6 protein-coding genes and 4 pseudogenes are annotated in these 12354 nt (G+C 60.3%); 4 read left to right on the top strand and 6 right to left on the bottom strand.

Annotation, left to right across the window (positions count from 1 at the left end; translation table 11 throughout):
- Positions 1-22 precede the first annotated feature (22 nt).
- The gene (locus tag AB4Y36_RS38675) at positions 23-5464 is read right to left on the bottom strand and encodes an AAA family ATPase (protein ID WP_368661895.1); all 5442 of its coding nucleotides are present in this window, start codon (positions 5462-5464) and stop codon (positions 23-25) included.
- A 725-nt stretch (positions 5465-6189) separates the two neighbouring features.
- Positions 6190-7279 (bottom strand): annotated as a pseudogene (locus AB4Y36_RS38670) (IS5 family transposase).
- Between the two features lie 192 nt (positions 7280-7471).
- On the opposite strand from AB4Y36_RS38670, the pseudogene AB4Y36_RS38665 reads away from it, so the two are divergent.
- Positions 7472-7630: pseudogene (locus AB4Y36_RS38665) on the top strand (IS630 family transposase); the annotation flags it as partial.
- A 10-nt stretch (positions 7631-7640) separates the two neighbouring features.
- Here the strand turns inward: AB4Y36_RS38665 and AB4Y36_RS38660 are convergent.
- Together AB4Y36_RS38660 and AB4Y36_RS38655 are read right to left on the bottom strand one after the other, a co-directional pair.
- Positions 7641-8351 (bottom strand): annotated as a pseudogene (locus tag AB4Y36_RS38660) (nucleoside transporter C-terminal domain-containing protein); the annotation flags it as partial.
- Between the two features lie 12 nt (positions 8352-8363).
- Positions 8364-8815, bottom strand: a pseudogene (locus AB4Y36_RS38655) (IS6 family transposase); the annotation flags it as partial.
- Between the two features lie 350 nt (positions 8816-9165).
- Between AB4Y36_RS38655 and AB4Y36_RS38650 the strand changes: the two are divergent.
- The 3 genes from AB4Y36_RS38650 to AB4Y36_RS38640 all read left to right on the top strand — a co-directional run bounded on the left by AB4Y36_RS38650 (position 9166) and on the right by AB4Y36_RS38640 (position 11200).
- Positions 9166-9594 carry a hypothetical protein gene (locus AB4Y36_RS38650; RefSeq protein WP_368661877.1) on the top strand — a complete coding sequence of 143 codons (429 nt, stop codon included), beginning with the start codon at positions 9166-9168 and terminating at the stop codon, positions 9592-9594.
- A gap of 132 nt (positions 9595-9726) precedes the next feature.
- The gene (locus tag AB4Y36_RS38645) at positions 9727-10065 is read left to right on the top strand and encodes an integration host factor subunit alpha (protein WP_069269036.1); all 339 of its coding nucleotides are present in this window, start codon (positions 9727-9729) and stop codon (positions 10063-10065) included.
- An 856-nt stretch (positions 10066-10921) separates the two neighbouring features.
- The gene (locus AB4Y36_RS38640) at positions 10922-11200 is read left to right on the top strand and encodes a hypothetical protein (RefSeq protein WP_368661876.1); all 279 of its coding nucleotides are present in this window, start codon (positions 10922-10924) and stop codon (positions 11198-11200) included.
- A gap of 287 nt (positions 11201-11487) precedes the next feature.
- Here AB4Y36_RS38640 and AB4Y36_RS38635 read toward each other — a convergent pair whose 3' ends face one another.
- Together AB4Y36_RS38635 and AB4Y36_RS38630 are read right to left on the bottom strand one after the other, a co-directional pair.
- Positions 11488-11826, bottom strand: a complete 339-nt coding sequence (locus tag AB4Y36_RS38635) for a type II toxin-antitoxin system RelE/ParE family toxin (RefSeq protein WP_083245687.1) — start codon at positions 11824-11826, stop codon at positions 11488-11490.
- On the bottom strand, positions 11826-12110 hold the full coding sequence (locus tag AB4Y36_RS38630; protein WP_342925222.1) for a type II toxin-antitoxin system Phd/YefM family antitoxin: 285 nt from the start codon (positions 12108-12110) through the stop codon (positions 11826-11828). Before AB4Y36_RS38630 ends, AB4Y36_RS38635 begins: the two co-directional genes overlap by 1 nt.
- Positions 12111-12354: the final 244 nt, after the last annotated feature.

Genomic DNA, 12354 nt, shown 5'->3' with positions numbered 1-12354 from the left:
ATACGCGTCCACGATGCCACGGCTATGTCGATGAGGCCGGATGGTCCGGAAGTTTCACCTTGATTGTCGTGCCGGCTCCCGGCGAACTGATAACGTTGATCTGACCGCCCAGCATCAGAACGCGTTCTTCCATGCCCGCGAGTCCGAATGAACCCTTTTTGGCCGGCTGAACATCGAATCCTCGACCGTCGTCGCGCACTTCGAGCAGGCAGCAGTCCCCTGTCCGCTCCAGCATGATGACCACATGGGGCGCCGCTGCGTGGCGGGCGACATTGGTCAGCGCTTCCTGAACGAGGCGGAACAGCACGACAGCGCAGGGCTCGCTCACGACGATATTCTCGTCGGGCAAGTGCAGGCGGCATACCGTGCGACCGTTTCGGTTGAACTCGGCCGCAAGCCACTCGAGCCCCGCTGCAATGCCGGTGTCGAGTGCCGCAGGGCGCAGCGCCGCGATGACGCCCCTGACGACCTGCATGGTTTTGTCCACCAGCGCAATCAGCGCCTGCGTCTGCTCGACCAGTTCCGGGCGATCGTTGCCCAGTCGCATACGTAATGCCGACGCCTGCAGGCGAAGCGCGGTGAGGTGCTGTCCAAGTTCGTCGTGCATTTCACGCGCGATGTGCTTGCGCTCTTCCTCGCGAGCCATTTCGCGATGTGACGTGAGTTCCCGCAGCATCTCATAGGACTCGCGCAGGCGGCGCTCCGCCTCCTTGAGCACCGTCAGATCGATCACGAACGCGACGCCTTCCTTCCCACTGCCGTCGAATGCCGCGCGGCCGACCAGGACGGGCACACGACTGCCATCCTTCCTGAAGTATTCTTTTTCGGTCGGCTGAATGTCTCCCTGGTGCCCGATCTGCGCGAGAGCCCGTTCGCTGCTTTCGCGCCACTCCACTGGGGTCAGGTCTCGCCAGGGCAGACGACCTGAAACAAGATCCTCGCGGTCATATCCCACCATGCGCAGGAATGCCTCATTGGCCTCAAGGATGTCGCCCTCTGCGTTCCACACAATGATGCCGATGATATTGGCGTCGACGAGTCGCCGGATCCGGGCCTCGCGCTCCTTCAGGTCGCGGTACAGTCGGGTATTCTCGATCGAGGTTGCCGCTTGCGACGCGAGCAGCCGCAGCACGCCAATTCGCGCTGGCGAGAAGGCACGGGTGACTAGGTTGTTTTCGAGGTACAGGGCGCCGATAAGCCTGGCCTGATTCGTCAGGGGCAGACACACAATTGAGCGGGCTCGATGCTGGAGGATGTAGGCATCTGCAGCGAACGCGGACGAGCGTGTGGCATCGTCGAGAATGACGCTCTGGCCCGTTCGCAACACATGATAGAGGACCGACTCGGGTATCACGTTGGGGCTCGCGGGGTCATCGCGTAGTTGCACGCGGAGTGTGTCCCCCGCGATTTTGGCTTCCGCGACTATCCTTTGTCCGCCCGCGTCTGGAAGAATCAGCAATCCTCGCTCGGCGCCCGCCTGTTCGATCGCAGTGCGCATGACCATATCGATTAGCTTGTCCAGGACGATCTCTCCGGAAACGGCCTGCGACACCTTGATGACAGTAGCAAGGTCGAGGTGTTCAACGGGGGTGCCGATCGTGCTGCCCGGGCCGGGCGCTCGCTCTTCGTCCCCGAGAAGCGGATACAGCGCTTCAAGTTGGCGTACCTTGCCTTCGGCACCCCAGCGTTGGTAGCCCCGGCGTGCGTCCTGCAAATACACGCGGGCAATCCTGTCGAAGCCTCGCGCCGCGTAGAAGCCTGACGCGAGTTCATTGGCAAGTGCTTCGTTGTGTACGAAGCCATGTGTACGCGCCGAGCGCATGGCCTCTTCGTAGAGACGCATTGCTTCGACATCGCAGCCGTTCAGGCGAGCCAACTCGGCGCCCACCAGCGCCGCACGGGTTGCAAAATTCTCCGGACAGTTCTCTGCCCAGATCTCCAACTGCCGGTGATGTGCGGCGATCGCGTCGTGGTGCTGCTGTCGCTCCGCGGCCGGGGCACGGTCACAATGTGCGGCCCGTGCCAGTGCACCGAAGAAATGGTATTCGCTTTCCTCCAGGTGCGATGACGAACTCCACAGTAGCTGCTGCGCAATCAACGCCGCGTTGATGGCGGCCACATGGTGGCCTGCAAGGAATCGTCCCTGCAGTTTCCGGATCCAGTACCAGCACGCGGCCGTTGCGAGCGCGGGGTTTCCGGACAAATGCTGTTCCATACGAAGTTCGTTAAATTCGTCGTCGAAGTGACCGAATTTCAGCGTCGAGCCCCGGAGCATCCGGATCAGCGCGAGTTGCGTAGTGATGTTATCTACGACAAGACCGAAACGCGCCTTGCTGGCGAACGCGAGGCCCTGTTCGGCTTCGCGCTCGACCTCGACCAATGGTGCACCGGCGAAAAGCAGGTCTGATACGATATGGCAGCACGTATAGGCGCCAGACGGGACGTCCCCGATCCGGCTCGCTGCTTCGAATGCGCGGCGCAGCACCTCGCTACTAACGCACACATGTTTTGTCCAGCGCACGACATAGAGGGCGAAGCAGAGATATGTCACCGCCTCGAAGCGTTTGAGCCCACGGCGCTCGACCAGATCGAAGCCAAGCTGGCCGAACTGGATTCCAGCGTGGTAATCGCCAAAGCGTGGTCCAGCAATCCGCGGGAACATGACATACGCAAAACACGACGCATCGCAGTTGCCATGCTCCAGGCTAAGGCTGATCAGCTTGCATATGGCCAGGGAAGCCAGGTTCGCGTCAAAGAACCAGGCCGGCCTCTGGAGCTTGCTCAGCACGTTGGCGGTCGCGAGAGACGGCAGGTCCTTCATCAGAGGCAGATCGATGAGCGTCCCGATCGTCCTGCCGCCGAGCCGTGACCGGATGCTTTCGTACTCCTGTTGTACGTCGCTCTCTTCCGGATGCGCTAACCAGTCGATACCAACGCGCCGGAGATGCTCGAGACAGACGTCGACTGCGTGACCACTTTGGTCGAGGGTCAGATAGACATCCATTTGCAGACACGTGACCTGCGCCTGTTCGACCGTGGTCCTGGCACGGCTTGATAGCACGGCTAGTCGCTCTTGCGCGACCGATAACCGGCCGGTGAGGAATTCGCATTCGGCAAGGTTCAACTGCAGCGCAAAGACCAGATCGCGCCTGCGTTCCCAACAATCGTCCCGCATGAGGTCCGCACCGGCGCTCAGATAGGTGAGCGCCGATGCATAGGCTGTTGACGCTTTTGCCCGCTGGCCGGCGCTCAGGTTGAACCCGGCCAGCTGCTCACGCTCTTGCCGGGAGGTCACCAGCGCTGCGCCACGGTTCAGTTGTGTAACGATCTCGAAGATCGCCGCTTCACGTTTGTCAGCGGGCGTTAGCGCCGCGAGCAGGCGTCCGATACGCAGGTGGGCGCCGGCGCGCGAGTGCTCCGGGATCAATGAATACGCCGCTTCCTGTACGCGGTCGTGTGCGAACCGGTAGGCAAGTTCCAGTTGCTCGACCAGCCCTTGATCGACCGCTGGCTGCAGTAGCGCCCGGACCGCCTGCCTGGAGACCCCCAAAACCTTCGGTAACATCGCGACGGGGGCGGCGTTGCCAAGGCAGGCGAGCTGTTGCAACGCGCGCTGCGTTTCGATGGGCAAGCGCGCGAGCTTCGCGACCATCAGGTCCACTACGTTGTCGGTATATCCCTTGCTGTGAATGCTGGGCAGATCCCAGCGCCAGCAGGTCGCGTCATGGTCGAAGGTGACCAGATCGACATCAGCAAGCGTGTGCACGAACTGGATCACAAAAAACGGATTGCCGGCCGTTTTCTCATGCACGAGCGCGGCAAGCGGTGCGGCGCGTTCACGCTCGCAGCAAAGTGTTTCGGCAATCAGTTGCTCCACGTGCTCGCGGGCGAGCGGCTCAAGGGCAATTTCGTCAAGCCTTGCGCCTGTGGTCCTGACGGTTTGAAGTTTGCGCATTAGTGGATGCTCAGCATCAACTTCATTTGCGCGGTAGGCGCCGATCAGCATCAGGTATCGCTGGTCTGGGCGGATGAGGAGATCTTCCAGCAGGTCCAGCGTCGCGGCGTCGAGCCATTGCAGGTCATCGAGAAACAGGGCCAGCGGATGTTCACGTTGGGCGAAGACACCGATGAAGCGCCGGAAAACGAGCTTGAAGCGGCGTCGCTCCTCGTGAGGTTCGAGTTCCGGGACGGGTGGCGGATCGCCGATGATGAGCTTCAGTTCCGGGATCAGTTCGGTCATAAGGCGCGCATTCGGCCCTAGTGCCCCGATCAACGTGTCGCGCCAGATGGCCAGTTCCCTGTCGTGCTTGCCAAGGAGCGGTCGCACCAGCCCCTGAAAGGCTTGCACCAGTGTCGAGTAGGGTATGTCGCATTTGTACTGGTCGAACTTGCCCGACGCGAACAGCCCCCGCGGCGGTACAAGCGCCCTGTGCAATTGGTTGACGACTGCGGACTTGCCGATGCCGGAATAGCCGGACACCAGCACCAGCCCAGGCGTGCCGCTCGTGACGACGCGCTCGAACGCAGCGACCATGGCCTCTATCGCGCGCTCACGCCCGTAAAGCTTCTCGGGGATGCGAAGCTTGTCGGATGTATCACGTTCACCCAGCACGAAGGCATCGATGTGGTGCTGGCGCTGCCAATCGGACAGGCACCGCCGCAGATCATGCTCGACACCGGCCGCAGTCTGATAGCGTTCCTCGGGAGTCTTGGCGAGCAGCTTCATGACAAGTTCCGAGACGACAGCCGGCACACTTGCTACCCGCGCGCCGGGCGGTACCGGGTTGCGTGCAACATGGCAATGTACCCACTCCATCGGATCGGCCGCGGTGAACGGCAGGGTCCCTGTGAGCATCTGATAGAGCGTGACTCCGAATGCGTAGAGGTCGCTGCGCGAATCGATCGAGCGGTTCATCCGCCCAGTCTGCTCAGGCGCCATATAGGCGAGGGTACCGACGATCGTTTCCGGCGGTTCCGGCGATTGCCGTTCATACGTGCGTCGAGAGGCGCTTCCAAAGCCAGTGAGCCGCACGTGGCCGTCGACGCAGTCCACCAGAATATGCGCAGGTTTGATGTCCTTATGCACGAGGCCGTGCTGATGGACTTTACCCAGCGCCGCTGCAATGCCCACAGCGAGGGACAACACATGTCCCACCTCGCCAGGTCCGCCGATTTGCCGCTCGAGCAGTTCGCCAAGCGGATCCTCGAGCACTAGTACCATCCGTGCGTCATCGCGCACCAGCTTCAAAGGGCGCGCTGCCCACTGACTGTTGAGTACGTCCTTCAGCGCGAACTCGTGAGCGAGGCGTTCGAGAAGGGCGGTTGGGGGATGTTCGTCGGCGGGACGTACCACCAGCACACTGCCGGTGCTGCCGGTGGGCTGGACCCGGTAGAGCGTGAACTCGCCATCCTCGCGCAGTATGCTGGCGCTGCGATTTACGTCGGTACCGTGTAGGGAGTCCATCTGACGTAGTTTATCGTCGCGCTCGTGCCCGTCAATCAAGAGAGGCAACTCATTCGTCTGCTCATACAGCGGCGGACGTGCCCTTCAAGCACACTACACGGCAACATCTGTGGAGTCAGCAACGCGTGTAGAGCCAGGCGTTCTTCTCTAGAACCGCCTCAATCGGCCGTGCTGGAGCCGAATCAGTACTTTCATTTATTGGCTGGCTAGCCCATGTGGCGCGGCCTTGGTCGACACAGCCGTCCCTTCCAACGGCGGAACCTGAAGGGGCTCGATGAGGGCTATCGACTACGTCGCCGCCGGCCCCGGTATCAAGTCGTTCACGTCTACGGCGTCGACCGGCTTCTGATTGAGAAAGACCAGTACCCGGCGGCGCGTAGCACGGTAACGCACCGAGGCGCGTCAGCCCCGGCGACGTCGACGGACTACGTTGTTACATGTGGACTCGGATCAAGAGGGCAGCGGCGCGGCACGAGTACAAGGTGGACGATTCGGCCTCGCTAGGTTTGTCGACCTTGATCCGAAAATGTTGGCAAAATCGGCGGCCAGAACGGGCTTTCTTCTTTAGCAGGCTGTTGAAAAGCGCCCCGTCATGACGACCGAAGCCATGTTCAGGAGGCTTGCGCGTGTGATTTCCCGCTGAATTACCGGTTCGCCGCGCAATCTGCGCGGGGCATGCGCACGCATGCAACCCTTGTGGCGCGCAATCTTCGCGCCGTGTCGGCTCATCGCGTCGCTCCTTGCGGCACCACCCCTGGCATTCGGGCCATGCGGGTCAGATTGCTCGCAACCATCGTCAGCATGAAGTGCTGGTCGACGCGCTTGATGCCGCGATAGACCGTCTGCCGGATCCGTCCGATGGTCTTGCCCCAGCCGAAATGCTCTTCGATTCGTTTGCGGATGATCTGGCTAATCCGGTAGCCCGCATGCCGCGAAGTGCGACCGTCGATTGCGCTGCCGCTCCAACGCTCATCGTTGCGCGCGACATGCGGTGTCACGTTGCGAGCGCGGCAATCGTTCACGAATTCGCGGGTGTCATACGCCTTGTCGGCACCAACTGTCTTCGCATGAGCGCCTGGCACGCAATCGAGCAATTGCAACGCGCTGGCCCGCTCGGCGAAACCATCTGCGTGACTGACCACGGCGCCGACCACCAGCCCCGAGCGATTCTCCATCAGGATGTGCCCGTGGTAGCACAGGATGGCAGGGCTCTTGTGGCTCTTCTTGAACAATCGCGCCTCCGGATCAGTAGTCGACTCGTGCGTGGCATTCCTACGTCGCCCGCCTTTCCAGTCAGTGTTGGCGTTGCGGCCACCGCCGGCCGGCGGACCATCGTCCGGGCCGTCCTTGCTGCGGAAGCTCTTGTGACTGGCCCACGCCTGAATCAGCGTGCCGTCCACCGAGAAATGGTCTCTCGACAGCAAGCCCTGCTTGTCCGCCAGGCTCATGACTTCGGTGAAGAACGCTTCCACGACTTCATGCTCCAGCAGCCGGTCGCGGTTCTTCGAGAACACCGAGTGGTCCCACACGGCGTCCTCAATCGCTAGCCCGACAAACCAGCGGAACAGCAGGTTGTAGCGCATCTGCTCCATCAGCATGCGCTCGCTGCGCACCGAGTAGAACACCTGCAACAGCAGCGCCCGCATCAGCTTCTCAGGCGCAATCGAGACACGGCCGGTGTCCGCATAGATGACGCTGAACAGCCCGTTGAGTCGTTTCAACGCATCATTCACCAGCAACCGGATCGGTCGCAATGGGTGATCTGCCGGGACGAAGTCCTCCAGCTTGACCCTGCATCTCATCCATTCCGCGCATCGCATCCGCTACCAAAGATTATGAACACGATATCCATAACGCTCGTCCCTTTACACGGGATCCAAATTCAACAGCCTGTTAGGGAAGCTATAAACTGATCCACCTGTCTCGAGCGCTCCATCACTTTGTCGCGTGAGGCCGCCACGACTGACGAACCCAAGGCCTACGACGTGATCGCGCGACTCACTAGTCATCCAGCGCGACACGATTGCGTGAGGCATCTTCACCACGGTAAAGGCTCTGGAGCGCAAGCTGATGCGCTGTATCCGCGAGCACAACAAGAATCCCAAGCCGATTAAATGGAAGTACGACGATCCATCGCGGCGAATTCGACCAGTGCCATTTCAATGACGCAGTTGACTAGCGAGACGAAAAGGCCAGCAATGGTCGCGCTCATCAGGTTCGACAAAGTGACCGCAGTCAGCGCCCGCAGACCATATCGGCCGACGCGTCCGCGGATGTCCGGGTTGATCGCGCCGAAGCTACCAGTCAAGATTGCGATCGAGGAAAAATTGGCGAACCCGCACAATGCGAATGAGACAATCGCCAATGTTTTGGGCGTCAAGATTTGCAGCCCGCTTGCGGCAACCTCAGCTGTAGTTTGCAGGTACGGTGCCAAACCTGTATAAGCAACATACTCGTTCAAGATCAATTTCACGCCAATGAAGTTTCCGGCGATCGATGCGTCGTGTCAAGGTACGCCGATCACCCACGCAAGTGGTGAGAAGAGTAGCCCAAGCAGCGACTGCAAGGTTACATCGTGGAACCCGATGAAGGTTGCGATGCCTGAGACCATGTTATTGAGCAGGGCAATGAGACCAATGAAAGTGATCAGCATCGCCGCCACGTGCATTGCGATCTTCACGCCAACAGAACCGCCCGCGGCAACTGCATCGATGACGTTGGCAGCTAGCTTCTCATTGAACTCCAGTGAGTCGACTTCATTGTGATTCATCTCGGTAACCGGGCAGATTATCTTCCCGAAAAGGATACCGCCCGGTCCCGTCATGAAAGACGCCGCGATCAGAGGCTCTGTCACGATCAGGTTGGCGGGACGAGAAAGCCCCGATATAATGAGGATTACTTACATGGCCAGCGAATAAAATTGCTCGGCAGTAGTCAACTGGATCCCAGCGGCTTTCATCTGCCCCTTCCTGATCATATGCATCACTCGATGCCCGACAGGATGATGCGGGCGCAACGAAAATCCTTGAAGCCCATCATGGGTTTGACAATCCGTTTGATGGAGCGATGGTTCTGTTCGACAACGTTGTTCAGGTATTTGACCTTGCGGATCTTGATGGGCGCTTCCCGTTCGGCGTTGATGGCGTGCAGGGCATCCAGATTGGCGCCGCTCTTATCCATAGTGATCGTCTCCGACTCGCCGTTCTGGTCGATGGCTTTCTCGAAATAGCGACGGGCGGCAGCCTTGTCACGATGGGCTCGAAGCAGGAAATCCACCGTCTTTCCGGCCTTGTCCCCAGCGCGATAAAGGTGTTTCCACTGGCCACGCACCTTGGCGTACGTCTCGTCCACCGCCAGCTCTTGCCGGGGCGGCCAGTGGAAATGTTTGCACTGGGCCGCATGAAAAAACTGCTGCCCCACACAGTTTGTTCTGGCTGAACTACATATCAATTATTTTGATGTTAATTGTCTTGTGTCTCTCCTCCCAGGAGGCGAAACTTTATCTCGCGCGGGCAGTGTGCGGTAACCAAGTGGGCTCGCCAATGGTTGAAAGATTGATTCAGAGTAGTGGGCGGCACCTCTTAAATCAGTAGGATCAGGTATGGTCGTTGAGCCACTAGCTGCTCGGGAATGGTTCGGCACCTTGCTGATGTTAGGCGGTGCATCACATCGCGTTTCCAATATCTCCTTCGTAAATTTATATGGCAGAGCTCGCAAAAATTACCGATGACACCCTTGGTGCTGTGCAAATTTGGGGGTTCCATGGAGAATGCAATGTAAGGGACGTCGCGGCGGCTCTTGAGGAGATCGCTGCGGGGCTAAAGGGCGACGGGCATACAATTCACGTGATGTCGGGCACCCACGGCTGTTGCGTGGGGCGAGTCGGTGCTGTCGCAATGCGCGAGCAAAGGTTTTCGGAACAAGATCGGGCTCTTGCCCACCCCATGACGGCAGACAACAAGGCCATTGTTGTGGCTGTCCACGACTTCAATACGAACAAGTTGCCGGCTCCCGACTATGTGTCCGCAGCGATGGCCAAGCTCAACAAGGACATCCGCGCGATCGTGGCAGAGACGCCCGGGATTCCTACATTCCTGCTCGCCTATTGCTGCAGTGCAGGCACGAAGTAGCAGCGATGGGTTCCGCGGGGTTTTGTCTTCAAGTCGCCCCGGGCATGCAGCCAATCCACTGCTCGCTCAGCCCGAGCCGGAGCGAATGAGCCGTCCGGCGCGGCCGGGCCAACTCAAGTCCGAAGCAAGTCGATGAAGCGCGACTGGCCCGTCATGCGGACGGCCGACGCGGCGCGCACTCGCACGTTCAGGAAAGCTGATCTGATCGCGGCGCTGTGTGATCGTGCGGGGCTAAGCCGGGAGGAGGCGACTGAAATGATCGAGGCGTTTTTCGAGACCCTACGCGCCACGCTGGCTGCCGGCGAAACGGTCAAGCTTGCCGGGTTCGGGGTCTTTGCGTTGCGTGACAAGCCACCGCGCCCCGGACGCAATCCGCAGACCGGCGTCGCTGCGCCCATTGCGGCACGCCGCATCGTAAAGTTTCGCGCCAGCGCGCAGCTGCAGGCGCGCGTGGAGCGGGATGACGCATGAAGAATGAAAGATCCCCCCCCAGGTCGCGCTGATTCGGGCAGCCCGTGCTGAGGCGAACAGTTGTGTGGGTGATCGCGTTCATTGACGGTGCAACGACCCGGTGGTGGGGCAGCATCAATGACTGGCAGCCGGACGAAACCCGTCTGAGCTCGGCGCCACGCTTGAGCGCTACCTTGGGCTCGTGGAAGCGTACCGGGCAGGCCGGGTGCCACAGCGCACGCACTCATGGTGTACCGCGACGGCACGTTCGCTTCGGTGATGCTGGGCGTCAGCACGCCTGAGGCCATCGGGTCTTACCCAGCAAGGCAGCGGAGGTGGCGCGCACGCGCAACGCCGCCCTTGGCTGAAGGCATGACCCGGCAGGGGCACTGAAGACTGATCGCCACTGCTTCGGCGCGTGAAACTCCCCCCAGAAATGCGAACGTATTGCACCGCCCCTGTCAGGACAGGCAAGTACATCCCGGCCGGTTTTCGGCCACAGGACAGGAACGTGACGTTTTCAAGTGGAGGCGCACGAAGGGAAGATGGAGAGCCCTCATAAAAACGGGGGAGAAGTCGGTGGGAAAACAGGCAAGGCACCCTGACGGCGGCGCGAGACAGCCTTTGAGGGACGGGGCTCAGTCAACCAGTCCCGTTGTTTTGATCGCCCAGCGGATGGAATTGGCCCGCAATCCGGCGACGGGCAAGGAGATCAACGAGGCGACAGGAATCATCCGGGTGAAGACGCCCCTCTGCAGGGTAGCAATGCCCGCGTCGGCTATTCAGCACGTTTCGTTTTTCCGCACCGTGCCCCGGTTCACGGTTCCATTCTTGACGGGAGAGGTCAACGCTCAGTCCACACGAATTTGCAACCCTGATGCTGGTTCGCCACGCAGCGGATCAGCTCGACATGAACCGCGCCGAACTGGACGCGCTCCTCGAACGGCAACTGGCGATGCTGGAACACGGCTCCGTGGGCAGGCGTCGCGCGCACCTGACGGAAAGGGGGCGGCCAGTCCTCGACGTGCTGCATCCGGACAGCGTTGAGCGGCGAAATCGCGCACCCGGGGCTAACGCAGGCGGCGATGCCAGGGACGGAGTTCCCAAGCCAGTGTTCGCCGCGACGGATTCCGCAATGCCGCAAGACGGAGGCTGAATACTGGTGTCCCGAATGACGACTACCGCGACGGCAGTCGCGCATATCAGGTGCAAGAAAAGGCAACGAAAATAGGGCGCTGGGCTGCACCGCGGCAAAGAGGATAACTAAGGATAACGACGGCCATTAGGAATCCCGCGTCCGCCCGGGCATTACTGCGCTACAACCCCGGCTCGCTGGCCGGGCTCCCGCATTCCGATACGGTCACAATAATCTACAGGAAGGCAGGAGGACGAAGATGTCGTCATTGCCGTCACCGGCGGATAATTGCTGCGTCATCCTGACGCTCACATGAGTCGAAGGACGATCCTCTGGAGCAGGGCCGGCAGGTCGCGTCGTGTATCGACCACGAGGTGAATGAAAACCGTGTCGTCCCGCACCTGGTAGATGATCCGGTTCCTGCCGCATAGGGCCTGCCGGAAACGCTCATCGACGAAGCCTTCGAGTTCGGCAGGAATATGGCCACTGTTGGGATACTGGCGAATCTGCGTGATGGTTTCCTGAATCTGCGCCGATGTCTGACGCCAGGTCTCCCATCCGAAGGTTCGGACAATGTAACTTCTCAGCTCGTCGATGCCGATCCGCGCGGTCGGCAGGACGCGGTACTTCAGCGGCGAGGCCGGCATCAGCGAAGTTTTTCCTGGCGGTCGAGTTCGTTGAGCTCCCCGAAGAATTCGTCGCCGTCGACATGGTCGTCGCGCTCGATATGCTTCTGGCCGATGGCCAGGAGCTTCAGCAGCGCGATGGTCTGCTGGGTCGCGTCGTAGGTTCGCACGTCCTGGACCACGAGTTTTGCTTCACCGTTCTGCGTGATGATGAGCGGCTCTCCCGAGTCGGTGAGGTCCTTGACGATCTGGGCGGCTTCGCTTTTGAGGTAGCTGATCGGCTTGACGTGATCGGCGAGGTGCATGGGGCGCTCCGTTGGGTCTAATAGGACTAAATATAGACCGTTATCGGTCACATCGCAACCGGTTACGAGGCTGGCAGCCGGCGTATTTAACATAATTAACATTATCGCAGTTTTTGTTGTGGGGGCTACGTCTTAATGTCGTGTTCTGGCTATTTACAGATGTCGTGTTTTTGAGCGCTGGCAAGCTGGCAGACTGCTGCAACCGCTGCGGGGCCTGCCATGAAGCCGGACACGACGCTGGTGA

Source organism: Paraburkholderia sp. BR10936, assembly GCF_040965735.1.
In the GTDB taxonomy this organism is placed as follows: Bacteria; Pseudomonadota; Gammaproteobacteria; order Burkholderiales; family Burkholderiaceae; genus Paraburkholderia; species Paraburkholderia nodosa_A.
This window is presented reverse-complemented; position numbering and strand designations above follow the sequence as displayed.

Coding starts and splice junctions, on each gene's coding strand:
- AB4Y36_RS38675 (WP_368661895.1), bottom strand. CDS start 5,464: ATGGACTCCCTACACGGTACCGACGTAAATCGCAGCGCCAGCATACTG.
- AB4Y36_RS38630 (WP_342925222.1), bottom strand. CDS start 12,110: ATGCACCTCGCCGATCACGTCAAGCCGATCAGCTACCTCAAAAGCGAA.
- AB4Y36_RS38650 (WP_368661877.1), top strand. CDS start 9,166: ATGGCAGAGCTCGCAAAAATTACCGATGACACCCTTGGTGCTGTGCAA.
- AB4Y36_RS38640 (WP_368661876.1), top strand. CDS start 10,922: ATGCTGGTTCGCCACGCAGCGGATCAGCTCGACATGAACCGCGCCGAA.
- AB4Y36_RS38645 (WP_069269036.1), top strand. CDS start 9,727: ATGAAGCGCGACTGGCCCGTCATGCGGACGGCCGACGCGGCGCGCACT.
- AB4Y36_RS38635 (WP_083245687.1), bottom strand. CDS start 11,826: ATGCCGGCCTCGCCGCTGAAGTACCGCGTCCTGCCGACCGCGCGGATC.